This window comes from Mixta theicola (genome assembly GCF_002895925.1).
Classification (GTDB): domain Bacteria; phylum Pseudomonadota; class Gammaproteobacteria; order Enterobacterales; family Enterobacteriaceae; genus Mixta; species Mixta theicola.
In genome coordinates this window covers 90,829-115,278 of sequence record NZ_NWUO01000011.1, presented here as the reverse complement: position 1 = coordinate 115,278, position 24,450 = coordinate 90,829, and the positions used below count along the sequence as shown (strand labels likewise).

The 24,450-nt window shown below is 55.1% G+C and carries 21 protein-coding genes; 9 read left to right on the top strand and 12 right to left on the bottom strand.

Annotation, left to right across the window (positions count from 1 at the left end; all coding sequences use genetic code 11):
- The first annotated feature begins 68 nt into the window (after window positions 1-68).
- Window positions 69-455: a 2-iminobutanoate/2-iminopropanoate deaminase gene (ridA, locus tag COO59_RS15075; protein WP_103060584.1), complete on the top strand. Its 387-nt coding sequence runs from the start codon at window positions 69-71 to the stop codon at window positions 453-455.
- 74 nt (window positions 456-529) lie between these two features.
- Here ridA and COO59_RS15070 read toward each other — a convergent pair whose 3' ends face one another.
- On the bottom strand, window positions 530-2,935 hold the full coding sequence (locus COO59_RS15070) for a beta-N-acetylhexosaminidase (RefSeq protein WP_103060583.1): 2,406 nt from the start codon (window positions 2,933-2,935) through the stop codon (window positions 530-532).
- Window positions 2,936-3,289: 354 nt separating this feature from the next.
- Here COO59_RS15070 and treC point away from each other — a divergent pair, with 354 nt between their 5' ends.
- From treC to nrdG, 3 genes are all read left to right on the top strand, one after another.
- Window positions 3,290-4,957 (top strand): alpha,alpha-phosphotrehalase, encoded by a 1,668-nt coding sequence (gene treC, locus COO59_RS15065; RefSeq protein ID WP_103060582.1) that lies wholly within the window; start codon window positions 3,290-3,292, stop codon window positions 4,955-4,957.
- Window positions 4,958-5,175: 218 nt separating this feature from the next.
- On the top strand, window positions 5,176-7,296 hold the full coding sequence (gene nrdD / locus COO59_RS15060; RefSeq protein ID WP_103060625.1) for an anaerobic ribonucleoside-triphosphate reductase: 2,121 nt from the start codon (window positions 5,176-5,178) through the stop codon (window positions 7,294-7,296).
- Entirely contained in the window at window positions 7,293-7,757 is a 465-nt protein-coding gene (gene nrdG / locus COO59_RS15055) for an anaerobic ribonucleoside-triphosphate reductase-activating protein (protein WP_103060581.1), read from the top strand. Before nrdD ends, nrdG begins: the two co-directional genes overlap by 4 nt.
- A gap of 78 nt (window positions 7,758-7,835) precedes the next feature.
- Here nrdG and COO59_RS15050 read toward each other — a convergent pair whose 3' ends face one another.
- Window positions 7,836-8,468, bottom strand: coding sequence for an NAD-dependent epimerase/dehydratase family protein (locus COO59_RS15050; RefSeq protein WP_103060624.1), 633 nt, complete (start codon window positions 8,466-8,468; stop codon window positions 7,836-7,838).
- A gap of 153 nt (window positions 8,469-8,621) precedes the next feature.
- On the opposite strand from COO59_RS15050, the gene COO59_RS15045 reads away from it, so the two are divergent.
- Window positions 8,622-9,143 carry a type 1 glutamine amidotransferase domain-containing protein gene (locus COO59_RS15045; RefSeq protein ID WP_103060580.1) on the top strand — a complete coding sequence of 174 codons (522 nt, stop codon included), beginning with the start codon at window positions 8,622-8,624 and terminating at the stop codon, window positions 9,141-9,143.
- Between the two features lie 79 nt (window positions 9,144-9,222).
- Here the strand turns inward: COO59_RS15045 and COO59_RS15040 are convergent, their stop codons facing one another.
- On the bottom strand, window positions 9,223-9,663 hold the full coding sequence (locus tag COO59_RS15040; protein WP_103060579.1) for a YhbP family protein: 441 nt from the start codon (window positions 9,661-9,663) through the stop codon (window positions 9,223-9,225).
- 89 nt (window positions 9,664-9,752) lie between these two features.
- On the opposite strand from COO59_RS15040, the gene COO59_RS15035 reads away from it, so the two are divergent.
- Window positions 9,753-10,055 carry a GIY-YIG nuclease family protein gene (locus tag COO59_RS15035; protein ID WP_103060578.1) on the top strand — a complete coding sequence of 101 codons (303 nt, stop codon included), beginning with the start codon at window positions 9,753-9,755 and terminating at the stop codon, window positions 10,053-10,055.
- Here the strand turns inward: COO59_RS15035 and COO59_RS15030 are convergent.
- Complete coding sequence (locus tag COO59_RS15030) at window positions 10,036-10,545, bottom strand: GNAT family N-acetyltransferase (RefSeq protein ID WP_103060577.1); 510 nt, start codon at window positions 10,543-10,545, stop codon at window positions 10,036-10,038. The genes COO59_RS15035 and COO59_RS15030 overlap by 20 nt on opposite strands.
- Window positions 10,539-11,063: a ubiquinone anaerobic biosynthesis accessory factor UbiT gene (gene ubiT, locus COO59_RS15025; RefSeq protein WP_420845709.1), complete on the bottom strand. Its 525-nt coding sequence runs from the start codon at window positions 11,061-11,063 to the stop codon at window positions 10,539-10,541. The genes COO59_RS15030 and ubiT overlap by 7 nt, the downstream gene beginning before the upstream one ends.
- A gap of 204 nt (window positions 11,064-11,267) precedes the next feature.
- On the opposite strand from ubiT, the gene ubiU reads away from it, so the two are divergent.
- The 3 genes from ubiU (at window position 11,268) to COO59_RS15010 (ending at window position 14,339) form a co-directional block, all read left to right on the top strand.
- Entirely contained in the window at window positions 11,268-12,263 is a 996-nt protein-coding gene (ubiU, locus tag COO59_RS15020) for a ubiquinone anaerobic biosynthesis protein UbiU (RefSeq protein WP_103060576.1), read from the top strand.
- 10 nt (window positions 12,264-12,273) lie between these two features.
- Window positions 12,274-13,152 carry a U32 family peptidase gene (locus COO59_RS15015; RefSeq protein WP_103060575.1) on the top strand — a complete coding sequence of 293 codons (879 nt, stop codon included), beginning with the start codon at window positions 12,274-12,276 and terminating at the stop codon, window positions 13,150-13,152.
- Window positions 13,153-13,325: 173 nt separating this feature from the next.
- Window positions 13,326-14,339: a luciferase-like monooxygenase gene (locus COO59_RS15010; RefSeq protein ID WP_103060574.1), complete on the top strand. Its 1,014-nt coding sequence runs from the start codon at window positions 13,326-13,328 to the stop codon at window positions 14,337-14,339.
- Window positions 14,340-14,401: 62 nt separating this feature from the next.
- Here COO59_RS15010 and COO59_RS15005 read toward each other — a convergent pair whose 3' ends face one another.
- The 7 genes from COO59_RS15005 to infB form a co-directional block, all read right to left on the bottom strand.
- Window positions 14,402-16,315, bottom strand: a complete 1,914-nt coding sequence (locus COO59_RS15005) for a DEAD/DEAH family ATP-dependent RNA helicase (RefSeq protein ID WP_103060573.1) — start codon at window positions 16,313-16,315, stop codon at window positions 14,402-14,404.
- Between the two features lie 178 nt (window positions 16,316-16,493).
- Window positions 16,494-17,378, bottom strand: a complete 885-nt coding sequence (gene nlpI, locus COO59_RS15000; protein ID WP_103060572.1) for a lipoprotein NlpI — start codon at window positions 17,376-17,378, stop codon at window positions 16,494-16,496.
- A gap of 126 nt (window positions 17,379-17,504) precedes the next feature.
- Window positions 17,505-19,634: a polyribonucleotide nucleotidyltransferase gene (gene pnp / locus COO59_RS14995; protein WP_103060571.1), complete on the bottom strand. Its 2,130-nt coding sequence runs from the start codon at window positions 19,632-19,634 to the stop codon at window positions 17,505-17,507.
- A gap of 285 nt (window positions 19,635-19,919) precedes the next feature.
- Window positions 19,920-20,189 carry a 30S ribosomal protein S15 gene (rpsO, locus tag COO59_RS14990; RefSeq protein ID WP_103060570.1) on the bottom strand — a complete coding sequence of 90 codons (270 nt, stop codon included), beginning with the start codon at window positions 20,187-20,189 and terminating at the stop codon, window positions 19,920-19,922.
- A gap of 105 nt (window positions 20,190-20,294) precedes the next feature.
- The gene (gene truB / locus COO59_RS14985; protein WP_103060569.1) at window positions 20,295-21,239 is read right to left on the bottom strand and encodes a tRNA pseudouridine(55) synthase TruB; all 945 of its coding nucleotides are present in this window, start codon (window positions 21,237-21,239) and stop codon (window positions 20,295-20,297) included.
- Entirely contained in the window at window positions 21,239-21,643 is a 405-nt protein-coding gene (gene rbfA, locus COO59_RS14980; protein ID WP_103060568.1) for a 30S ribosome-binding factor RbfA, read from the bottom strand. Before rbfA ends, truB begins: the two co-directional genes overlap by 1 nt.
- 99 nt (window positions 21,644-21,742) lie before the next feature.
- Window positions 21,743-24,433 carry a translation initiation factor IF-2 gene (gene infB / locus COO59_RS14975; protein WP_103060567.1) on the bottom strand — a complete coding sequence of 897 codons (2,691 nt, stop codon included), beginning with the start codon at window positions 24,431-24,433 and terminating at the stop codon, window positions 21,743-21,745.
- Between the last annotated feature and the right edge of the window lie 17 nt (window positions 24,434-24,450).

The window sequence follows — 24,450 nt, the reverse complement described above, 5'->3', positions numbered from 1 at the left end:
TCTCCCTATAATGGAAGCGATATGGCGGACAGGCTGTCCGCCTGACACCCCACTAATCAGGAGAATTTATGTCACGCGAAATCAGCACGGAAAAAGCCCCTGCCGCCATTGGTCCTTATGTTCAGGGCGTCGATCTGGGCAGTATGATCATCACCTCCGGTCAGATCCCGGTCGATCCTAAAACCGGCGCGGTCGCTGATGACGTTGCTGCGCAGGCGCGTCAGTCGCTGGAAAATGTGCAGGCCATCGTGGAAGCGGCAGGCCTGAAGGTGAGCGATATTGTGAAAACCACGGTATTCGTTAAAGACCTTAACGACTTCGCCACCGTTAACTCCGCCTATGAAGCTTTCTTCAGCGAGCACGGCGCGCCTTTCCCGGCCCGTTCCTGCGTGGAAGTGGCGCGTCTGCCGAAAGATGTGAAGATTGAAATCGAAGCGATTGCCGTGCGTCGCTAAGGTTTCAGGCTGCCGTACTCGCTGCGGCAGCCCGATCCCCTCTCTGCCGATTACCGGTTATTTCATCTGCGCCTTTACGGCTTTATTGCCTCCACGGCGCGCAGCAGTTTTTCCAGCGGCCTGACCAGCGCGATAACCAGTTCATCCTGCGTTTGCGCCGCCGCATCCAGCTGTCCGCGCATCGTCCTGACTTCCTGTGCAGTAAGGTGCCGACCGCTTTCCCACCGGTTAACCAGCGCAACGCCCATCTTGCTGAGCGCCGCCACCTGCTCCGCCACCGGGCGCAGCGCCTGCAGCTGATAGTTGGCTTCGATCAGCGGCGTTACCTGCGGCACGTTGTTTTGCCACAGCGTCAGCTGCTGGCGAATCGCCTGCGCCGCCTGCTGGTTAGCACGATCGCCAATCAGCGCATCCATCTGCCGCGTCAGCGCTCTGACCGCCATGCTCTCCGCCGGCAGCAAGTCCGCCAGCCGGTTCAGCGGCTCGGCCAGCGTATAGTGCCCGGCCTGAAATTTCAGATGCTGACGGGTGTAGTAATGCGCCGGCTCCAGCGCCTGAGCAAAAATCTGCAGCGGCACAACGTCGGTGCGATTGGCTAAACGCATCATGCCGGTCAGCGCTTGCGTATGCTGCTGCAACCCTACCGACACCGCCGACCAGCGATCGACCGCGGCCAGCCGCTGATACATATTGTCCTCGTCCGTCACGTTTTGCGCCGACCAGAGCCGTTCCGCGACGACGAAAGCGCGCGGCCACAGCCGGATATCCAGCACGTCGGCACTGACATTTTCCCCCCACAGCGCCGCCTCGCCGCCCTTCAGGTTGGCCTGCAGCTGCTTCGCGTCCGGCATCGCCGGTTCAATCCCCGCCGGCGTGGCGGTAAGCCGCGCTCCCGTTACCGGATAGCGTACGTTGCCCACCAGGAAATAGCCTGCCAGCCGATTCTGCTGCAGCGTGACGACCGGCTGCAGCGGCCCCATCCAGCTGTCAACCTGGAAGGTCACCTCATCCGGCGACAGCCACGTCACCTGTTGCACCAGGCGTCGCGACTTGCCGGCAAAATCGATAAAGCCGCGCCAGCCCGCCTTCCCTTCCACCAGGGTAAAGCTGCCCTTTACCGGACTGCCTTTCAGGCGCGGCAGCGTAAACTGCCAGCTCTGGGCGCGTTCGTCAGCCCCGATGTGCCCGGCGCCGTTCAACGCCAGCGGCCAGACCTCATTACGGTAGTGATAGGAAGCGAACTGCGGCTGATCGAGGTAAAAACCGGTGGAGAGAATGCCGCGATAATCCTGTTTCGCCACGGCGCCCAGCGCATCCTGCCCCTGCCAGGACTGAATCAGGATCGATTTGGGCAGATCGGGATGCCAGATCTCATCCCAGCCGACCATGCGTCGCTGATGCTTTTCAAGGATTTTCTCGACCCGCTGGTTAAACCAGGCCTGCAGCGCATGGCTGTCGGCAAGGCCTTTCTCGCGCATAAACTGCTGGATACGCGGCGAATCGTTCCACTGCTGCGCATCCACCTCATCACCGCCGATATGCAGCCAGGAATCGGGGAAAATCGCCGCCATCTCCCCTACCAGCGTATCGATAACGCGGTAAACCTCCTCGTTCGACGGATCGAGCAGCGGTTTAAATACGCCCCAGCCGCGCTCCATCTGGTAAGAGCCCGGCGCGGCAATCAGCTCCGGCATCGCCACGGCGAGAGCGGAGGCGTGGCCGGGAATATCCAGCTCCGGCACGACGCGCACGCCACGATCCGCAGCATAGCGCACCACGTCGCGCATCTGCTGCTGCGTGTAGAACAGGCCGTCGCTGGCTTTTTCCTGCAGCTGCGGATAGTGTGAAGAAGCGAAACGCCAGCCCTGATCGTCCGTCAGGTGCCAGTGAAAGACATTCATGCGCGCGGCGGCGATGCCGTCGATCTGCCGTTTAAGGGTTTCGATGGGAATAAAGTGACGCACGGAATCGATCAGTACGCCGCGCCACGGGAAGCGCGGCCTGTCGTTAATGGTGACGAAAGGAATAAAGGTGCCGCCGCCGTCATTCTGGATCAGCTGCAGCAGGGTTTCCATACCGCGCAGGGCACCGAAACGCGTCGGCGCGCTCAGCGTGGCGCCCGTGTCGTCAACCACCAGCCGGTAGCTTTCATCGCTCTCCAACTGCGGCAGCGGATCGACTTTGTTGGCGATGCGCACGGTAATCGTCGGCACAGCAGACGACGTATCGGGCAGTAGCGTCCAGCCGGTCTGACGTGCGATACGTTCGCGCCAGCGCGCATCCGCCCCTTCCGGAAGATCGCCGACGATATGCAGCTGTAGCTGCGGCGTCAGCGCCAGCCTGCCGCCGGTCGCAGGCTGTTCGACCTGCTGCGGCCAGGGCATCAACGGCAGCGGGATGGAATCGGCGGAAACGGCAAAAGCGATAAGGGAACTGGAAAACAGCAGAGGTAAAGTGAAGACGGTATGACGTAGCGACATGGTGAGGTCCTTTTATCATGGCGGATCGGAAACCGTGCAAAAATTCCATTAATCACATTTCATCGCAGCGGGCAAGACGACGCTGGCGTAAAACCCGGCGCGCAGTAAATTTTTGCAACAACCGTCAAAACAGATTTACCTGAATCCATTTAAAAAGCGAAGAGAGCGGGAGCCCCGTGGTAATGGCGCTGTCGCCGCTCCGTCTGTTAGGGGAAACTGCGTTTTTCAGTGAATTCCGTCACGTTAAACATTTCGAATTCGCAAGGAGTAGCTAACCTTACTGAATGTGAAAAAGCAGACTTTTCGATAAAACGGGCGGAGGTTTTCGCCCCGATAAGCAATCAGGATTGAGCAATGAATAAAACTCCACCATGGTGGCAGAACGGCGTCATTTATCAAATCTATCCCAAAAGCTTTCAGGATACGACCGGTAGTGGCACAGGCGACCTGGCCGGTGTGATTCAGCGTCTGGACTACCTGAAACTGCTGGGCGTGGATGCGATCTGGCTGACGCCTTTTTATATTTCACCGCAGGTTGATAACGGCTACGACGTAGCGAATTACACCGCCATCGATCCCGCTTACGGCACGATGAGCGATTTCGACCATTTGGTTGAGCAGGCGCATAAACGCGGGCTGCGCGTTATTCTCGATATGGTGTTTAACCACTCTTCTACCCAGCACCACTGGTTTCATGAGTCGCTGAACCCGGAAAGCCCCTATCGTGACTACTATATCTGGCGCGATGGCACGCCAACCGAGCCGCCCAATAACTGGAAGTCAAAATTTGGCGGCTCCGCCTGGCGCTGGCACCCGGAAAGTAATCAGTACTATATGCACCTGTGGGCGCCTGAACAGGCCGATTTGAACTGGGAAAATGACAATGTACGCGCCGAGCTGAAGCAGATTGTTAACTTCTGGGCCGATCGCGGCATCGATGGGCTGCGCCTTGACGTGGTTAACCTGGTCTCCAAGCATCAGGATTTTCCCGACGATCCCGACGGCGACGGCCTGCGCCTTTATACCGACGGCCCGCGCATTCATGAATATATGCGTGAGATGAGCCGCGACGTTTTCCGCCCGCGCGAACTGGTAACGGTAGGTGAAATGTCTTCCGCGACGCTGGAGCACTGTCAGCAGTATGGTTCGCTGGAGAGCGATGAGCTGTCGATGGTCTTCAGTTTTGACCATGTCGAGGTGGATTTCTGGAACGGACAGAAGTGGACGCTGACTCCGCTGGATCTGGTGGCGCAAAAGAAAATCTTTACCCACTGGCAGCAGGGTATGCACAACCGCGCCTGGAATGCCCTGTTCTGGTGTAATCACGATCAGCCGCGCGTGGTCTCGCGCTGGGGCGACGATGGTGAATATCGTGTGCAGTCGGCGAAGATGCTGGCGATGGTGCTGCACGGCATGCAGGGCACCCCTTATATCTTCCAGGGCGAAGAGCTGGGCATGACCAATCCCGGCTTTACCCGCATTATCGACTACCGCGATATTGAAAGTCATAACATGTATGCGGAGCTACGTACGCAGGGCCGCGACAGTGAAAATCTGCTGGCGATTCTGGCCAGTAAATCACGCGATAATGGCCGTACGCCGATGCAGTGGGACGCCAGCGAGAACGCCGGTTTTTCCACCGACACCCCGTGGATCGGCATGAGCAAGAATTATGAAACCATCAATGCTGAAGCGGCGATCGCCGACCCGGACTCTATTTTTTACGCTTACAAGCAGCTTATTCAGCTGCGTAAGCGTTATCTCATCCTGACCTGGGGCGACTATCTCGACCTGCTGCCGAACCATCCTTATCTGTGGTGCTACCAACGCCAGTATGAAGGCGAAACGCTGGTGGTGATGGCGAACTTCAGCCGTGAGGCGCAGACCTGGCGACCGGAGGAGTCGTTCGGCAGCGGCTGGGAGGTGCTGTTAAGCAACTATCCGGATGCGAAAAACGAGCCGGGCGAGATAATGCTGCGGCCGTGGGAAGCGGTCTGGTGGTATCAGAAGAAAAATTACTGAGTCAAACCGCTGCGCGTCATCAGCGTGCGCAGCGGCATTTTCTTTAATGCCCGCCGTTACCTCTTTTTGTATAGCCGCCGTTTAACTTTTCAACCGCCTCTGGCAATCCTTGTTCTGCGTCAAGAAAAATACGCTTAAATAAGGCGAAAACACCATATATAGCGTTTAATATCCACTACCAGTCCTACATATAGTAAAGGCTTCAGGGGAGAACGGTGGTGACAACGACGGTAGTAAAACGAGACGGCTGTCAGGTAGCCTTTGATCAACAGCGCATCGCTGGGGCGATTCGCGCCGCAGCCCAGGCCGCTCAGATTGAAGATGAAGCCTACTGCGTAGCGTTAGCCCAACAGGTCAGTGAACAAATAAGCAGCCGCGAGCGCGTAGATATTCACGAGATCCAGCAGGCGGTAGAAGACTTATTGATGGCGGGTCGCTATCCGCAGCTGGCGCGCCAGTATATTGAATACCGCCACGAACGCGATCTTGCACGCGAACAGCGCGGTAAACTGAGCAAAGCCATTCGCGGGCTGGTGGAGCAAAGCGATCCCGCGCTGCTGCATGAAAACGCCAATAAAGACAGCAAAGTCATCCCGACCCAGCGCGATCTGCTGGCGGGCATCGTCGCCAAACACTATGCTCAGCAGCATATGTTGCCGCGTGATGTGGTACGCGCCCACCAGCGCGGCGAAATCCACTATCACGATTTGGACTACGCCCCCTTCTTCCCGATGTTTAACTGCATGCTGATCGATTTAAAAGGCATGCTGACGAACGGCTTTAAAATGGGCAATGCCGAGATTGAACCGCCCAAATCCATTGCTACCGCAACGGCTGTCACGGCACAGATTATCGCCCAGGTCGCCAGCCATATTTATGGCGGTACCACCATTAACCGTATCGATGAGATCCTCGCTCCCTTTGTGGAAGCCAGCTATGAAAAACATCTGGCGGTTGCGCGTGCCTGGCGGATTGACGAAAGCGAACGTTATGCCCAGGAGCGCACCGGGAAAGAGTGTTACGACGCCTTCCAGTCGCTGGAATATGAGGTGAATACGCTGCACACCGCCAACGGTCAGACGCCGTTCGTCACCTTTGGCTTTGGTCTGGGAACCAGCTGGGCGGCGCGCCTGATCCAGCAGTCCATCCTGCGCAACCGGATCGCGGGCCTCGGTAAAAATCGTAAAACCGCCGTTTTCCCCAAGCTGGTGTTTGCGATCCGTGAAGGGCTTAATCGCCGTCCGGGCGATGCCAATTACGATATAAAACAGCTGGCTCTGGAATGCGCCAGCAAGCGCATGTATCCCGATATTCTTAATTACGATCGCGTTGTCGAGGTGACCGGCTCGTTTAAAACGCCGATGGGCTGCCGCAGTTTCCTTGGCGTCTGGGAAGAGAACGGTGAGCAGATCCATGATGGCCGCAACAACCTGGGCGTTATCAGCCTTAACCTGCCGCGAATTGGCCTGGAGGCACGCGGTGATGAAACGCGCTTCTGGCAGCTGCTTGACGAGCGTTTAGCCATAGCGAAGAAAGCGCTGATGACGCGCATCGCCCGGCTGGAACAGACCAAAGCGCGCGTGGCACCCATTCTGTATATGGAAGGGGCCTGCGGCGTGCGGCTTAACGCTGACGATAACGTGGCGGAGATTTTTAAAAATGGCCGCGCTTCTGTTTCTCTGGGCTATATCGGACTGCATGAGACCATTAACGCCCTGCGCGGCGGCGAGACGCATCTGTACGATGATGAAACGCTGCGCGCTAAAGCGCTGGCAATCGTTACGCGTTTGCGTGAAGCGGTCGATAGCTGGAAAGAGGAAACCGGCTACGGTTTCAGCCTGTACAGCACGCCCAGCGAAAATCTCTGCGATCGCTTCTGCCGTCTTGATGCCGCCGAGTTCGGTCAGGTTAAAGGCGTGACCGATAAAGGCTACTACACCAACAGCTTCCACCTCGACGTGGAAAAGAAAGTTAACCCGTACGATAAGCTCGATTTTGAAGCCGTTTACCCCGCCATCGCTAACGGCGGCTTTATCTGTTACGGCGAATATCCCAATCTGCAGCACAACCTGAAAGCGCTGGAAGACGTCTGGGACTATAGCTATAACCACGTTCCTTATTACGGCACCAATACGCCGATTGATGAGTGTTACGAGTGCGGCTTTACCGGTGAGTTTGACTGTACCAGCAAGGGGTTCACCTGCCCGGCCTGCGGCAACCACGATCCGGCCAGAGTGTCCGTTACGCGTCGCGTTTGCGGCTATCTGGGCAGCCCGGATGCCCGTCCGTTTAACGCCGGTAAGCAGGAAGAGGTGAAGCGGCGGGTAAAACATCTGTGAATATCCATCAGTATTACCCCATTGATGTGGTAAACGGGCCAGGCACCCGCTGTACGCTGTTTGTCGCCGGCTGTGAACATGCGTGTCCCGGCTGCTATAACCAGCGCACCTGGCGGCTGAACTCCGGCGTTCCTTTTACCATTGATATGGAAGAAAAGCTGATAGGCGATCTGAACGATCGCCGTATTCCACGGCAGGGATTATCCCTGTCCGGCGGCGATCCGCTACATCCGGCCAACGTGCCCGATGTGCTGCGTCTGGTGCGCCGCGTACGGCGCGCCTGCCCCGGTAAGGATATCTGGCTGTGGACCGGCTACACGCTGGCAGAGCTTAGCGAAGCCCAGCAGAAAGTCGTGGCGGAACTGGACGTGCTGGTGGATGGTAAATTTATCCGGGAATTAAAAGATCCCTCGCTGGTCTGGCGCGGGAGCAGTAATCAGGTTATCCACTATTTGCGCTGAACGCCTTCCACGTCTGCGCCAATCCTGGCGACTATTCCCGGAAGAACGGCTACCGGCGGGCTTTATCCCTTCATCATTTTATGCACGGCGGGAAATAGCGGCGGATTCAATAATGGTCACGTCGTTGTGGCCAGCTGAAAAAGCCGCGCGCATCATCACGGCAGCCACATCTTTAGCCATCACCGCCCGCCAGTTTCCGGGCAGCAGTTTGAATAACGGCGCTAAAAACCTTTCGCCCGGTCGCGGCTGCTGGCGATCGCCCAGCAGCAGAGAGGGACGAATAAGCGTCAGGCGCGGCCAGTTCTGCTGTTGCAGCGCCCGCTCCATTTCGCCTTTGACTCGCTGATAGAAAAAAGGAGAGCTGACGTTGGCCCCGTGCGCGCTGACCGCCAGCATATGTTTTGCGCCAAGCCGCTGGCCGATAATCGCGCTATCCACCACCAGCGTGTAATCAACATGGATAAAGGCCGCCTTACTGCCCGCCTGTTTACGCGTTGTGCCCAGACAGCAAAAAACAATATCAACCGGCTGCTGCAGAGGACGCAGCACATCCGTCAGATCCGCCTCCACCGGATTGATCACTTTCTTCATCGGCGGTAGCGCGCGCCGGGTGGGCGCAATAATTTCGCTGACGCGCGGCTCGGCAATTAACAGCCGCAACAGGTGGCTTCCTACCAGGCCGCTGGCTCCGGTTAATAGTATCCGACTCATCGTCTCTCCTGATATGCGGCCGGCGGGATCCGCTTTGCTGGTTAACTGACTGTTATCAATGAGATTAGCAGATAAAGCGCCGCAGATGATTTGATTTTTCAGCATACTCAACCAGGCTTAACCCGGTAGTATCACGTAAACAGGAGGATAAAGATGAGCAAGAAGATAGCGGTGTTGATTACCGATGGATTTGAAGACTCTGAATTTACCTCCCCTGCAGAAGCCTATACCAAAGCGGGCCATGAAGTTGTGACCATCGAGATGGAAGCCGGTAAAACGGTAACGGGCAAGCAGGGAAAGGCACAGGTAAAAATAGATAAAGATATTGACCATGTCAGCCCGGCGGAATTTGATGCGCTGCTGCTGCCGGGGGGGCATTCGCCGGATTCGCTGCGCGGCGACGATCGCTTTGTCAGCTTTACCAAGGAATTTGTCGCCAGCGGAAAACCGATCTTTGCAATCTGCCACGGGCCGCAGCTGTTAATCAGCGCCAACGGCGTGCGCGGTCGTAAAATGACCTGCGTGAAGGCCATCGCCGTCGATCTAAAAAATGCCGGCGCTGACTTTTATGATAAAGAGGTGGTCGTCGATAACGACAAGCTGGTGACCAGCCGTACGCCGGAAGATTTGCCGGCCTTTAATCAGGAATCGCTGCGCATTCTTAACAACCTTTAAAAGCGTTACTCTACTGTGCGGCGACCTGCCGCACAGCCTTCTCAGCGAGCTGGCCGCAGGGAACGGGAATCTTCTGTTGTTACAGACTTCCCGCTTCGTTACGCAACCATTGGTTTTTTTTACCGAAACCTAAAGTGTTATCCGTCATTTTTATTTCATCAAGCCTGATTTCCCACAGCGGAGCCGATACGGCTCGCGCCACAGGAAAGCGCTGACAGTAAGCTGCACGCGCCAGCTGTTCCTGTTCGCCATGTAGTAAGCGCGCCGCGCCACGGTACTGGATCCCTTTAATCAACGTCACCGTTTTCGTCTGTCCGCTTACCGTACCTGCTACCTGCGGCTGCTGCGCCATCAGCGCGCCATGACGCGTTTCGACTTCCGTCATAATCCAGAAAGCCATACGCGCTTCATTGAATAAATAAAAACAGTTGGCACACCAAAACGTTTCATCGTTGCGACAGCAAACGGACAGCACATGCTGCTTTTTTAAATAGCGAATTATCGCGCTAACGTCAGACACTCTTGCTCCAGTGATAAAAAAAGCGGCTATCCATGACCAACAGGAACCGTTGCCGTTACAATGCCACACCCGCAACGGAGGTTATCAAGATGAGTGAAATCGCCCCTGCGTTCTGGCAGCTGTATATTGTGCGTACCGCTGCCGGCTCGCTTTATACCGGCATCAGCAATAACGTGCCGCGTCGCTTTCAGCAGCACCAGAAAGGCACCGGCGCTAAAGCGCTGCGCGGCAAAGGCCCGCTGGAGCTGCTGCTTATCTGCGAAGCGGGCGATCGGGCGATGGCTTCCCGTCTGGAATATCAGGTTAAACAGCTGTCACGCCGGGAAAAGCTCCGGCTGGTAGCCAGCCAGCCGGTTTCGCTGGCCCGCTGGCTTAGCGATCGTTCAGGTTAAAATGCGTGGAATAAGCCACTTCGCCGCTAACGTCGGCAAAAGCGTCATCCGCCAGTTTGTAGACCTGAAAAGCGGCTTCGGTGCCCGGCCATGGGCAATGGAGCTGATGGCGCGCCGCCGGTTCAAAACCATAACGGCCATACCAGGCGGGATCGCCCAGCACCACGACCGCCGCATAGCCAAATTCATTCAGCGTATCCAGCCCTTCAAAAAGCAGCTGTTTGCCTATGCCCTGGCGGCGAACGCGTTCATCGACGGCCAGCGGCGCCAGACCAACCCAGTTGCGATCTTCGTCCTGTAAGGTTACCGGACTGAAAGCGGCGTAACCAAGAACCTGCCCCTCTTCATCAGTCGCGACGACGCCCAGCGTAAGCTGCCCATCTTCACGCAGCCGTTGCACCAGATCCGCCTCGGCACCGGTGGGAAAACAGCGGCGCAGCAGGTTATCAATACCGGCTGCGTCCAACCCTATTTCTGTACGAATTAACATGAAACACCTGCGCGAACTCCCGAAGATTTCGCGTCCTCGTTCAGGCCGGCCTCGACAAATTCGGCCAGCTGCATTAATCCAATGCGCAGCGGCGCTGGCATATTTTCCAGTTCGATCGCATCCATCAGATTTTTGACCTCCAGCCCCAGCTCGGTATCGCCTTCGATCACCAACCGACGCTGGAAAAAAAGCGTATCCGGATCGACTTTACGTGCGGCGATCAGCAGCAGATCGTTAGCACCGCCACGGAACCAGACATCGGCTTCCTCACGATTGCTAATCTGTAACCGATCGTTCTCCAGCGTAACGATCCAGCGCAGCGCAATATCATGAATATCAATACCCAGCCAACGTCCCTGCAGAAAGTCTAACTCACCTTCCGCCAGCGCATGGCTAAACTGCGTATTCAGCAGCTGCTGCAACAGGATTTTTTTCAGGACAAACGGCGTGTACTGCACCGGCAGACGCAGCAGACGCGGTCCATGATTAACACACTGAGCGCGAAGCATATTTAACACAGTCTTTACTCCTTTAAATAAATAGGTGTTATTTTGCCACAGCACCACTTTTCCCAGGCTGGCTGGATCAATAAATCACTCTGCCAGATGAACAATGCAGCAACGCTCATCCGATCAATACGCCATTCGCTGCCTTAAATCAAAATTTCTCACGCTGAGCTTGTCTACACTCGGCGCAGGTATTCATTGCTTACAGGATATGTCATGGAACTCCTTTGCCCGGCGGGAAATTTGCCCGCGCTGAAGGCAGCGATCGAGAACGGAGCCGATGCAGTTTACATCGGACTGAAAGATGACACTAATGCGCGTCATTTTGCCGGCCTGAACTTTACCGATAAGCGCCTGAAAGAAGCGGCGCGCGTAATACATCAGCATCGGCGTAAGCTGCACGTCGCCATTAATACTTTTGCCCAGCCTGAGGGCTTTAAGCGCTGGCAAAATGCCGTTGATATGGCCGTTGATCATGGCGCTGACGCGTTGATTATTGCCGATCTGGCGATGCTGGATTATGCCGCCAATCGCTATCCTCACGTCGAACGGCATGTCTCAGTTCAGGCATCCGCCACCAACCTGGAAGCCATCCGCTTCTATCATCAACATTTCGACGTCGCGCGGGTGGTTTTGCCGCGCGTGCTCTCCATTCACCAGGTGCGTCAGCTGGCGCGTAATACGCCGGTTCCGCTGGAGGTTTTCGCCTTCGGCAGCCTGTGCATTATGGCGGAAGGACGTTGCTATCTCTCTTCGTGGATGACCGGTGAATCCCCGAATACCGTCGGCGCCTGTTCGCCCGCCCGCTTTGTGCGCTGGCAGCAAACGTCCGCCGGGCTGGAATCGCGCCTGAATGAGGTGCTGATTGACCGCTATGAATCCCACGAAAACGCGGGCTATCCTACCTTATGTAAGGGACGCTATCAGGTAGACGGGCAGCGTTATCATGTACTGGAAGAGCCCACCAGCCTGAATACCCTTGAGCTATTGCCCGATTTGTTAGCCGCAAATATTGCTTCGGTGAAAATCGAAGGCCGCCAGCGTAGCCCGGCCTATGTCGCGCAGGTCGCTCGTATCTGGCGCCAGGCTATCGATCGTTGTAAAGCGGAGCCGGGCGCTTTTGCCGTTCAGGAAAACTGGATGACGGAATTAGGCGCGCTGGCGGAAGGTACGCAGACCACGCTTGGCGCTTACCACCGCAAATGGCAATAAAGGAAAGATAATGAAATATTCTTTAGGGCCGGTACTGTGGTACTGGCCAACGGATACGCTGGCCGATTTTTATCAGGACGCAGCGCAAAGCAGCGCGGATATTATTTATTTGGGTGAGTCGGTATGCAGCAAACGCCGCGCTACCCGCTTTAATCAATGGATGGAATTTGCCCGGCTGCTGGCGCAAAGCGGTAAGCAGGTGGTGTTTAGTACGCTGGCGCTGGTGCAGTCCGCCTCGGAATTACAGGAAATTAAACGTTACGTTGATAACGGCGAGTTTCTGATTGAAGCCAACGATCTGGGCACCGTGAATATGGCGGCGGAGCAGAAACTTCCCTTTGTGGTCGGCCATGCGCTTAATTGTTATAACGCCGTTACGCTGCGCATGCTGCTGCGACTGGGCATGACGCGGTGGTGTATGCCGGTTGAACTGTCGCGTGACTGGCTGCGCGACATTCAACAGCAGTGTGATGATTTAGGCATTCACGGCAAGTTCGAAACCGAGGTGCTGGCTTACGGTCATCTGCCGCTGGCGCTGTCGGCCCGCTGCTTTACCGCCCGGTCAGAAGATAAGCCCAAAGACGAATGCGAAACCTGCTGTATTAACTATCCGCAGGGGCGTCGCGTGCTTTCGCAGGAGGATCAGCAGGTCTTTGTCCTGAACGGTATCCAGACCATGAGCGGCTACTGCTATAATCTGGGCAACGATCTCACCAGTATGCACGGCCTGGTGGACGTGGTACGCCTGTCGCCAGAAGATAAACAGACGCTGACGCTTATCGATCGCTTCCGAGCTAATGAAGAAGGCCAGGCCCCATTGATGATGGCGCAGCGAAATGACTGTAACGGCTACTGGCGCAAGCTGGCCGGGATGGCGCTGCAATCCTGATGTATGGCGCAGCGAGCTGTCGCTGTGCCCTTTATTTTAACGCCCTGCCCGTCGCCGCTTTGCTCTCTGAGCATATTCTGGCTACTCTGCTAAAAATGCAATACGGTAAAGTGAATGCATGTTTTTCTACAGGGCTGACATACCTGGCCCTGTAGCCAACAAAGTGAGCAGATATGTCTGAGAAAAAAAATATTCCTCTGTCAGTACTCGATTTGGCACCGATTCCACAAGGTGCCTCACCGCGTGATGCATTCCACGCCTCGCTGGCGCTGGCTCAGCAGGCAGAAGAATTAGGCTTTCATCGCTACTGGCTGGCAGAACATCACAATATGACCGGCATCGCCAGCGCCGCCACCTCGGTGCTGATCGGTTATCTGGCGGCAAATACTCAAACGCTGCGCCTCGGCTCAGGCGGTATTATGCTGCCCAACCATGCGCCGCTGGTCATTGCTGAGCAGTTCGGCACGCTGGCCTCGCTTTATCCGGGCCGCATCGATCTTGGCCTGGGCCGCGCTCCGGGCTCCGATCAGCGCACCATGATGGCGTTGCGTCGCCATCAAAGCTCTAATCTGATCGATAGCTTCCCGGAAGATGTGGAAACGCTGATCTCCTGGTTTGACGCGGATAAAGAAGCCCAGCTGGCGGTGCAGCCGGTGCCGGGCCTTGGCTTAAAGATACCGGTCTGGCTGTTGGGTTCCAGCCTGTACAGCGCGCAGCTGGCGGCGAAGCTTGGTCTGCCGTTTGCCTTTGCTTCCCATTTCGCGCCCGACCTGCTTTTCCAGGCCCTCCATATGTACCGTGAGAATTTCCAGCCCTCCGAACGCCTGGATAAGCCTTACGCGATGGTATGCGTCAATATTGTCGCGGCGGAGACCGAACGGGAAGCCCGCTTCCTGTTTACCTCTATGCAGCAGCAGTTTATCAACCTGCGCCGGGGTAAACCGGGCCCGCTGCCGGCACCGGTAGAAAATATGGATAATCTCTGGTCGCCTTCCGAGCAGTATGGCGTGCAGCAGGCGTTGAGCATGTCGATTGTGGGTGATATGACAAAGGTACAGCATGGGCTGGCAGCGTTAATCCGCGAAACGCAGGCGGATGAAATTATGGTTAACGGCCAAATTTTCGATCGTCAGGCGCGTTTGCGCTCGTTTGAACTGGCGATGCAGGCCGCGCAGTCACTGGCATAATCCTGAATAGCACGCATAAAAAAACCAGCCTTACGGCTGGTTTTTTATTTCACGCTTAGCGATTAGTAGTCGCGACGGCGAACGGCACCTGTACCACCGGCGCTGTCTTCACGACGCGGACCACGGCTGGCGCCATCACGGTTACCGTTACCACGGGCACCGCCTTCACGACGCTCGCTGAAACGACGACCGCCTTCACGGCCTGCGCCAGCTTCACGACGTTCGCCGCCGAAGCCACCGCGACCGCCAGGACGACGCTCACCACCACGCTCAGAACGCTCACGCGGCTGCGCATCACCCATCAGCTGCATATTCATCGGTTTGTTCAGAATACGCGTGCGGGTGAAGTGTTGCAGGATTTCACCCGGCATGCCTTTCGGCAGCTCGATAGTTGAGTGAGTACCAAACAGCTTGATGTTACCGATGTAACGGCTGCTGATATCGCCTTCGTTAGCGATAGCACCAACGATGTGACGTACTTCAACGCCATCATCACGGCCCACTTCGATACGATACAGTTCCATATCACCAACGTCACGACGCTCACGACGCGGACGATCGCCATCACGGCTTTCGCGGCTGTCACGGCCATCGCGTGCATCACGCGGGCTGCGACGCTCATCACGCTCGCGGAACTCACGACGCTGCGGACGCGGTGCTTCCGGCGGCACAATCAGCGGACGTTCGCCCTGCGCCATTTTCAGCAGCGCGGCAGCCAGCGTTTCCATCTCCAGATCGTTTTCCGGCGACAGCTTGCTCAGCAGCGCACGGTACTGATCCAGATCGCTGCTTTCCAGCTGCTGCTGTACTTTCGCGGCGAATTTTTCCAGACGACGCGCGCTCAGCAACTCTCCGTTCGGCAGTTCAACTTCCGGGATAGTCAGCTTCATGGTGCGCTCAATGTTGCGCAGCAGGCGACGTTCGCGGTTTTCTACGAACAGCAGCGCACGGCCAGCACGGCCAGCACGACCGGTACGGCCGATGCGGTGAACGTAAGACTCTGAATCCATTGGGATATCATAGTTTACGACCAGGCTGATACGTTCAACATCAAGACCACGCGCGGCAACGTCAGTCGCGATCAGAATATCCAGACGACCATCTTTCAGACGCTCCAGCGTCTGCTCACGCAGCGCCTGGTTCATATCGCCGTTTAACGCAGCACTGCTATAGCCGCTACGCTCCAGCGCTTCAGCAACTTCCAGCGTGGCGTTTTTAGTACGGACGAAAATAATCGCCGCATCAAAATCTTCAGCTTCCAGGAAGCGAACCAGCGCATCCGTTTTACGGCCCCAAACGGTCCAGTAGCTCTGGCTGATGTCGGGACGCGTAGTGATGCTGCTCTGGATACGCACTTCCTGCGGATCCTTCATAAAGCGACGCGTAATACGGCGAATCGCTTCCGGCATGGTGGCAGAGAACAGGGCGGTCTGATGACCTTCCGGGATCTGCGCCATGATGGTTTCTACGTCTTCGATAAAGCCCATGCGCAGCATTTCATCTGCTTCGTCCAGCACCAGGCCACGCAGGTTAGAAAGATCCAGCGTACCGCGCTTCAGGTGATCCAGCAGACGACCCGGCGTACCGACCACGATCTGCGGGCCCTGACGCAGCGCACGCAGCTGCACGTCATAACGTTGGCCACCGTACAGAGCCAGCACGTTAACGCCATGCATATGTTTAGAAAATTCGTTGCAGGCTTCTGCAACCTGCACCGCCAGTTCACGCGTCGGTGCCAGCACCAGGATCTGCGGTGCTTTCAGTTCAGGGTCGAGGTTGTGCAGCAGCGGCAAAGAGAACGCTGCGGTTTTACCACTACCGGTTTGTGCCATACCCAGTACATCGCGGCCTTCCAGCAGATGTGGGATACAGGCGGCCTGAATGGGTGACGGCTTCTCATAGCCCAGGTCATTCAGTGCTTTAAGGATGAATTCGTTAAGACCCAGATCGGAAAAAGTGGTTTGGATATCAGTCATGTAGTACAAGTGCCTCTTAGATTACGGCGGCCAGTCTACATAACTCGTCCTGAAAATATGCAATCATTTTCATTGAAAAATGTGAACCGGCTCAAATTAGATGTTTTGACGAACAAAAAAGCCGTCACCCCGGAAGGTGATGACATTTTTTACAAAAATGGACTCAGGTGTTCGTCAGCTATTGCTGGTCAGATTCTGTTAAATCGTCTTGTGTCTGGCCTAACAGCGCCAGTTCCAACAATGCGTATCGGTGCTCAACGAAGTTATGTACGTTGTTAGCAACCGCCAGTTTGAACAACGCTTCCGCGCTGTCCTTCTCCCCCAGACTTAGGTAGTACTTACCTAAATAGAAGTTGGTTTCACTGAGATGTTCAGCGAGCGAGGTGTTATCCGTTGCGTCCGCCTTGAGACGTTCCATCAGCGTTTTTTCACTGATGTCGCCAAGGTAGAACTCGACAATATTCCATCCCCATTGATCCCGCTCCGCCTTATCGTAACGCTGTTTCAGCGCCACTTTTGCCTTGTCAGCATCTATCTCTTGTTCATCGAGATAAAGCCACAGGCTGCGGAAAGGATCGTTAGGATCGTCTTGATAAAACGCCAGCAGATCATCTTGCGCTAACTTGTATCGTCCGCCGTAATAGAGGGCGATACCACGGTTTAAATGCGCATAATTGTAAGTTGGATCAAGCTCAAGTACAGAATCGAACGCTTCATAGGCGGCATCAAAGTTGCCCGCCTGCGTTAAGTATATACCTAAATAGTTAAATACTTCAGGCATATCTGGTCTTATAGACAGCGCTTGCGAAAAATCGTTCCGCGCTAATGCCCTCAGACCTAAGCTATCATACAACACTCCGCGCTCATATAATAGCTGTGCACGCTCATCATCGGTCAGTGCCCGACTGGCAAGAATTTGTTCCATGCGCGCCAGGATGACTTCCTGTTGCAGAGTTGGCTGTAGCGGAACCGCCAGCACATCGCTCTTACGCCAATTTGAGTTGCTGCATCCTGCCAGCGTGATAGCTGTCGCAACGAAACACCAGCGCAAAAAAGGCTTCATTTCCCACTCCCGAATACCAACATTGGGATGCACGTCCTGTCATCCGCCTGCCATGCACAAGGATTCCCGCCCTCGCAACGAAACAGCTCTCCCCACGGGGAGGAGAGCTCAATGTCGAACGCGCTTTTACTCTGCTTCAGGGTTAACGGCTGCAGTTTCTGCCTGCGGCTGCTGCTCTGACGCTTCTTTGATGCTCAGACGCACGCGGCCCTGACGGTCCACTTCCAGTACCTTAACCGGTACTTCCTGGCCCATCTGCAGGTAGTCGGTCACTTTCTCAACGCGCTTGTCGGCGATTTGAGAAATATGAACCAGACCTTCTTTACCGCCACCAATAGCGACGAAGGCACCGAAGTCGACGATACGCGTTACTTTACCGTTGTAAATGCGGCCAACTTCGATTTCTGCCGTAATTTCTTCGATACGACGGATAGCATGCTTCGCTTTATCACCGTCGGTTGCAGCGATTTTCACCGTACCATCATCTTCGATTTCGATGGTGGTGCCCGTCTCTTCAGTCAGAGCACGGATCACTGAACCGCCTTTACCGATCACATCCTTGATTTTGTCCGGATTGATCTTGATGGTGTGAATGCGCGGTGCAAACTCAGAAATATCACCACGCGGCGTGCTGATAGCCTGCTCCATCACGCCCAGAATGTGCAGACGAGCACCTTTGGCCTGATTCAGCGCAACCTGCATAATTTCGCGGGTGATACCTTCGATTTTAATATCCATCTGCAGCGCGGTGATACCTTCACGGCTACCGGCTACTTTAAAGTCCATATCGCCAAGGTGATCTTCATCGCCAAGAATATCGGACAGAACGACGAAACGCTCTCCTTCCTTCACCAGGCCCATCGCGATACCGGCTACGGCCGCTTTAATCGGCACGCCAGCATCCATCAGCGCCAGCGATGCGCCACAGACGGAAGCCATTGAGGAAGAACCGTTAGATTCGGTAATTTCAGATACCACGCGCACGGTATACGGGAATTCATCCAGTTTAGGCATAACTGCCAGCACACCGCGTTTAGCCAGACGACCATGGCCGATTTCACGACGCTTCGGTGAACCTACCATTCCGGTTTCGCCTACGGAGTACGGAGGGAAGTTGTAGTGGAACAGGAAGTTATCGGTACGCTCGCCCATCAGCTCATCAAGGTTCTGAGCGTCACGTGCAGTACCCAGCGTTGCGGCAACCAGCGCCTGCGTTTCGCCACGGGTAAACAGGGCTGAACCATGCGTACGCGGCAGCACGCCGGTACGAACGTCCAGGCCGCGAATCATATCTTTTTCACGACCATCGATACGCGGCTCGCCGTTCAGAACACGGCTACGCACCACGTTTTTCTCGATGTGGTGCAGAATGTCGCCAATCTCACCGTCATCCAGCGTTTCATCTTCCGCCAGCAGAGCCGCAATGGTTTCTGATTTAATCAGATCCACCTGAGTATAGCGCTCTTGCTTTTCAGTGATGCGGTAAGCATCGCTAAGGCGTGATTCAGCCAGAGCGGCGATGCGTGCGTTCAGCGTTTCATTGACGGCTTCAGGCTGCCAGTCCCAGCGCGGTTTGCCCGCTTCAGCGACCAGAGCATTGATGTTTTCAATAACGACCTGCTGCTGTTCATGGCCGAAAACGACCGCGCCCAGCATCTGCTCTTCGGTAAGAATATCCGCTTCGGATTCCACCATCAGTACAGCGCCCTGCGTACCCGCTACCACCAGATCCAGACGTGACTGTTTGATCTCATCGGAAGTGGGGTTCAGAACATACTGATCGTTGATGTAACCTACGCGAGCTGCGCCGATCGGGCCGTTGAACGGCATACCGGACAGGCTCAGCGCGGCAGAGGCGCCAATCATCGCAACGATATCGGGATTAACCTGCGGGTTTACCGATACTACGGTCGCAATAACCTGAACTTCGTTAACAAAGCCTTCCGGGAACAGCGGACGAACCGGGCGGTCAATCAGGCGCGCAATCAGGGTTTCGCCTTCGCTTGGACGACCTTCACGACGGAAAAAGCTTCCTGGGATACGGCCGGCAGCGTAAGTACGCTCCTGATAGTTTACGGTCAGCGGAAAGAAATCCTGACCTGCTTTCGCTTTTTTCTGACCAACAACGGTAACAAATACCGCGGTGTCATCCATGCTGACCATGACGGCAGCGGTGGCCTGGCGAGCCATCATACCGGTCTCAAGCGTCACGGTATGCTGACCATACTGGAATTTACGTATAATCGGATTTAGCAAAATAACTTCCTTTACGTCAAAACAGGCACGAACAGCGTGCCTGCTGTGGGTTTTAAACCTTTATTGCATCCTCGCGACTAATGACAATCCTTATACCTGTGGCATAAAGTCTCTCATTAGCCGCGCGAACCTCTGCAAATAAAGATCACATACTGCAACAATACAATAGATTGCTAGAGATTGCTGCCGATTGCCTGAAAAAAGGGGCCCGAAGGCCCCTTTTTTTACGAAACTTGCACCATACCGTTCTGATAGCGTATACGCCATAAAACAGTACGTTAAGACTTAGCGACGCAGGCCCAGGTTTTCAATCAGGCTGGTGTAGCGAGCAACATCTTTACGCTTCAGGTAATCCAGCAGCTTACGACGCTGAGAAACCATGCGCAGCAGACCGCGACGGCTGTGGTGGTCTTTTTTATGCTCAGCAAAGTGACCCTGCAGGTGATTGATCTGAGCAGTCAGCAGTGCAACCTGAACTTCGGTTGAGCCGCTGTCGTTAGTGCCACGACCATATTTAGCAACGATCTCTGCTTTAGCTTCGGTACTTAGAGACATAATAAACTCCAGTTAAATGATAAATTTCAGGGTGCCAATCTCTAATTCAGCACCCCATGTAAAGCCGCATTATTCTACTCTCAGGCTGAGATGAGTGCAAATGACTCAGGCAGAATATTCCACAACCAAACGGCGCGGGGCTACGCGTCCATCGTCAGCAATTTCCGCCATGCCGATAAACTTACGTACTTCCCCTTCGGTAACGCGTACCAGACCACTACGCGGAGTGCCTGATGCCTGTACCGGCTGACCCTGCTTAAAATAACCAGCAGCAATCTCGCTCAGGTTAACTTCCGGATAATCTGCTGCCGGGCTATCCATCGGCATCAGCAACGCATCAAGCTGCGTTTGCGCTTCTTCGGTTAAGTCACCCGGCTCGCCCTGTAATTCATACAGTTGCTCAAGCGTTATCATTTTCGTAATCGGATAACGAGCAACCTGCAGGCGGCGCAGCATGATTACGTGCGCGCCGCAGCCCAGCAGTTCGCCCAGATCATCAATGATGGTACGAATATAGGTGCCTTTTGAGCAGTGGATTTCCAGCTCCAGCTCATTGTCCTGCCAGCGAATAAACTGCAGTTCATGAACCGTGATTGAGCGTGCTTCACGCGGAACTTCAAGACCCTGTCGCGCATATTCATACAGAGGACGCCCCTGATATTTCAGGGCAGAGTACATTGAAGGCACCTGCTGCGTTTCGCCACGAAAACTTTCTAATGCCTCATCCAGCTGCGCCTGACTGAAGGTTACGGCGCGTTCGCTGATAACCTGGCCATCTGCATCTGATGTATCGGTGCGCTGCCCCAGACGAGCAATCACCCGATAGCGTTTATCCGCATCCAACAGGTATTGCGAGAATTTGGTCGCTTCTCCCAGGCAGATCGGCAGCATTCCGGTCGCTAAGGGATCCAGCGCGCCGGTGTGGCCCGCTTTATTAGCCCGGAAAATACGCTTCACTTTTTGCAGAGCATCGTTAGAAGAGAGCCCCTGAGGCTTATCGAGCAGCAACACGCCATGAATATCGCGGCCGCGACGACGAGGACGACTCATTACTCCTCCTTGTCGTCTTCTTTCGCCGGGCCCCGGCGCTGAGCATCTTTTTTCACTACGTTGGTAACCAGGTTGGACATACGCATCCCTTCCACCAACGAATTATCATAAAAGAAAGTCAGCTCAGGCACGATGCGCAGACGCATGGCTTTACCGAGCAGAGAGCGAATGTAGCCAGAAGCATCTTGTAGCGCTTTGATGCCGCCCTTAATGGAATCAGCATTATCGTCATTCAAAAAAGTCACAAACACTTTGGCATAGGCCAAATCGCGTGAAACTTCCACGCCTGAAACGGTCACCATCATGCCAACACGCGGATCTTTAATTTCCCGCTGGATGATCATGGCGATCTCTTTTTGCAGTTCCTGTGCGACACGCTGTGGGCGACCAAATTCTTTCGCCATAATTATTTCTCCTGATAATGGCTGAGCCCCGACCATGAAATGGCGGGGCTCAGTCCGGGGAAGCGCTCGGCTTCCCAAATGCCACTTGCGATGCGATCGTTATTCGATGGTACGCTGGATTTCGATCACTTCGAAGACTTCGATCATATCGCCGGTGCGAACGTCGTTATAGTTCTTAACGCCGATACCACACTCCATGCCGTTACGCACTTCGTTAACGTCATCTTTAAAGCGACGCAGGGATTCCAGCTCGCCTTCATAAATGACCACGTTGTCACGCAGTACACGAATTGGGTTATGACGTTTAACCACGCCTTCGGTAACCATACAACCAGCAATCGCGCCAAACTTCGGCGATTTGAACACGTCGCGCACTTCGGCAAGACCGATGATCTGCTGTTTGTATTCCGGTGCCAGCATACCGCTCATCGCTGCCTTCACTTCATCGATCAGATTATAGATGACCGAGTAGTAACGCAGATCCAGGCTTTCCGCTTCGATAACACGGCGCGCTGAGGCGTCGGCACGTACGTTAAAGCCCAGGATGATCGCGTTGGATGCCGCAGCCAGCGTTGCGTCGGTTTCGGTGATACCGCCCACGCCTGAACCCACGATCTTCACTTTCACTTCATCAGTAGAAAGTTTCAGCAGGGAGTCGGAAATCGCTTCGACAGAGCCCTGTACGTCGGCTTTCAATACGATATTCAGCTCGGATACGTCGCCTTCAGTCATGTTGGCAAACATGTTTTCCAGCTTCGATTTCTGCTGACGCGCCAGTTTAACTTCGCGGAATTTGCCCTGACGATACAGCGCAACTTCACGCGCTTTTTTCTCGTCACGAACCACGGTCGCTTCATCGCCGGCCGCCGGAACGCCAGAAAGGCCGAGGATTTCTACTGGAATAGAAGGACCGGCTTCGGTCACTTCATGACCCATCTCGTCACGCATCGCACGGACACGGCCATATTCAAAGCCGCACAGTACGATGTCGCCTTTACGCAGCGTACCTTCGCGTACCAGAACGGTAGCAACCGGACCACGACCTTTATCCAGGAAGGATTCGATTACGACGCCGCTGGCCATACCGGCACGTACTGCGTTCAGCTCAAGCACTTCAGACTGCAGCAGAATAGCGTTCAGCAAATCGTCAACGCCGGTACCTGCTTTCGCAGAAACGTTAACGAACATGTTCTCACCGCCCCACTCTTCCGGAATAATTCCGTACTGGGTCAGTTCATTTTTCACGCGATCCGGATCGGCGTCAGGCTTATCGATCTTATTGACTGCAACAACGACCGGTACGCCAGCGGCTTTCGCATGCTGAACGGCCTCAACGGTCTGGGGCATTACGCCATCGTCAGCTGCCACAACCAGCACCACGATATCCGTCGCCTGCGCACCACGAGCACGCATAGCGGTAAACGCGGCGTGGCCCGGAGTGTCAAGGAAGGTGATCATGCCATTGTCGGTTTCAACATGGTAAGCACCGATGTGCTGAGTAATGCCGCCCGCTTCGCCAGAGGCGATTTTGGTGGAGCGAATGTAATCCAGCAGAGAGGTTTTACCATGGTCAACGTGACCCATAATGGTCACCACTGGCGCACGGGATTCAGCAGCAGCACCGGTATCACGATCGCTCATTACCGCTTCTTCCAGCTCGTTTTCGCGGCGCAGGATCACTTTGTGACCCATCTCTTCCGCGACCAGCTGTGCCGTTTCCTGATCGATAACCTGGTTGATGGTGGCCATCGCGCCCATTTTCATCATCGCTTTGATGACCTGGGAGCCTTTAACCGCCATTTTGTTAGCCAGTTCCGCAACGGTGATGGTTTCACCAATGATTACGTCGCGGTTAACGGCCTGTGCCGGTCGGTTAAAGCCCTGCTGCAGCATACTGCCTTTACGATGCTTGCCGCCTTTACCGCCACGAATGGCCGCACGGGCTTCTTCACGATCGGTTTTGGCTTCTGCATGCTTGTTGCCCTTACGCGGGCGCGGCGCTTTAGTGGTGGTGCGAGCACGGCTACGACCACCTTCAACTTCGCGATCGTTTTCGTCTTCAGCCTGGCGGGCATGTTGAGAGGTGGTAACGTGATAGTCAACGTCATCGCTCTCGGTTGGTTTTACTTCCCAGTCGCCTGCTTTCTGCTCGGCCAGTTTGCGCGCTTCTTCAGCTACACGGCGCGCATCTTCTTCCAGCTTACGGCGGGCTTCTTCTTCCACTTTACGCTTCAGCTCTGCAGCTTCAGCTTCGCGGCGGGCTTTATCAGACTGTCCGGTCCGGGTCATTTCGTCGGTTTGTTGGTTCGTCACTTTCTCACTTTCCGCTGCTTCGCGCTTAGCCTTTTCCACGGCTTCGCGTTTGGCTTGCTCTTCGGCTTCACGCTTCGCTTTTTCCGCTGCTTCGCGCGTGGCTTTTTCTTCCGCCTCACGACGAGCCTGTTCTTCCGCTTCACGCTGCGCCTGCGCTTCTGCTTCAGCCTTAGCTTTTTCAGCCTCAGCATCCTCTTTTACATAGGTGCGCTTTTTGCGGACTTCGATTTGCACCGACTTACTTTTACCCCCGGTGCCAGGAATATTCAAGGTGCTACGTGTTTTACGCTGCAGGGTTAACTTACCTGACGGGCTGCCATTATCGCGGTTCAGGTGCGTCAGTAAGGCTTCTTTTTCCTGCTGGGTTACAGAGTCATTTTCAGACTTACGGATCCCTGCGTCAGCAAACTGCTGTACCAGGCGTTCTACCGAAGTCTGTATCTCTGCGGCCAGCGATTTTACGGTTACATCTGTCATGCTGTTCCTTCCTGTTA

Excerpts from the sequence above, each read along its gene's own strand:
- ridA (WP_103060584.1), top strand. The coding sequence starts at position 69 with ATGTCACGCGAAATCAGCACGGAAAAAGCCCCTGCCGCCATTGGTCCT.
- COO59_RS15070 (WP_103060583.1), bottom strand. The coding sequence starts at position 2,935 with ATGTCGCTACGTCATACCGTCTTCACTTTACCTCTGCTGTTTTCCAGT.
- treC (WP_103060582.1), top strand. The coding sequence starts at position 3,290 with ATGAATAAAACTCCACCATGGTGGCAGAACGGCGTCATTTATCAAATC.
- COO59_RS15050 (WP_103060624.1), bottom strand. The coding sequence starts at position 8,468 with ATGAGTCGGATACTATTAACCGGAGCCAGCGGCCTGGTAGGAAGCCAC.
- COO59_RS15045 (WP_103060580.1), top strand. The coding sequence starts at position 8,622 with ATGAGCAAGAAGATAGCGGTGTTGATTACCGATGGATTTGAAGACTCT.
- COO59_RS15035 (WP_103060578.1), top strand. The coding sequence starts at position 9,753 with ATGAGTGAAATCGCCCCTGCGTTCTGGCAGCTGTATATTGTGCGTACC.
- COO59_RS15030 (WP_103060577.1), bottom strand. The coding sequence starts at position 10,545 with ATGTTAATTCGTACAGAAATAGGGTTGGACGCAGCCGGTATTGATAAC.
- ubiU (WP_103060576.1), top strand. The coding sequence starts at position 11,268 with ATGGAACTCCTTTGCCCGGCGGGAAATTTGCCCGCGCTGAAGGCAGCG.
- COO59_RS15015 (WP_103060575.1), top strand. The coding sequence starts at position 12,274 with ATGAAATATTCTTTAGGGCCGGTACTGTGGTACTGGCCAACGGATACG.
- COO59_RS15010 (WP_103060574.1), top strand. The coding sequence starts at position 13,326 with ATGTCTGAGAAAAAAAATATTCCTCTGTCAGTACTCGATTTGGCACCG.
- COO59_RS15005 (WP_103060573.1), bottom strand. The coding sequence starts at position 16,315 with ATGACTGATATCCAAACCACTTTTTCCGATCTGGGTCTTAACGAATTC.
- nlpI (WP_103060572.1), bottom strand. The coding sequence starts at position 17,378 with ATGAAGCCTTTTTTGCGCTGGTGTTTCGTTGCGACAGCTATCACGCTG.
- rpsO (WP_103060570.1), bottom strand. The coding sequence starts at position 20,189 with ATGTCTCTAAGTACCGAAGCTAAAGCAGAGATCGTTGCTAAATATGGT.
- truB (WP_103060569.1), bottom strand. The coding sequence starts at position 21,239 with ATGAGTCGTCCTCGTCGTCGCGGCCGCGATATTCATGGCGTGTTGCTG.
- rbfA (WP_103060568.1), bottom strand. The coding sequence starts at position 21,643 with ATGGCGAAAGAATTTGGTCGCCCACAGCGTGTCGCACAGGAACTGCAA.
- infB (WP_103060567.1), bottom strand. The coding sequence starts at position 24,433 with ATGACAGATGTAACCGTAAAATCGCTGGCCGCAGAGATACAGACTTCG.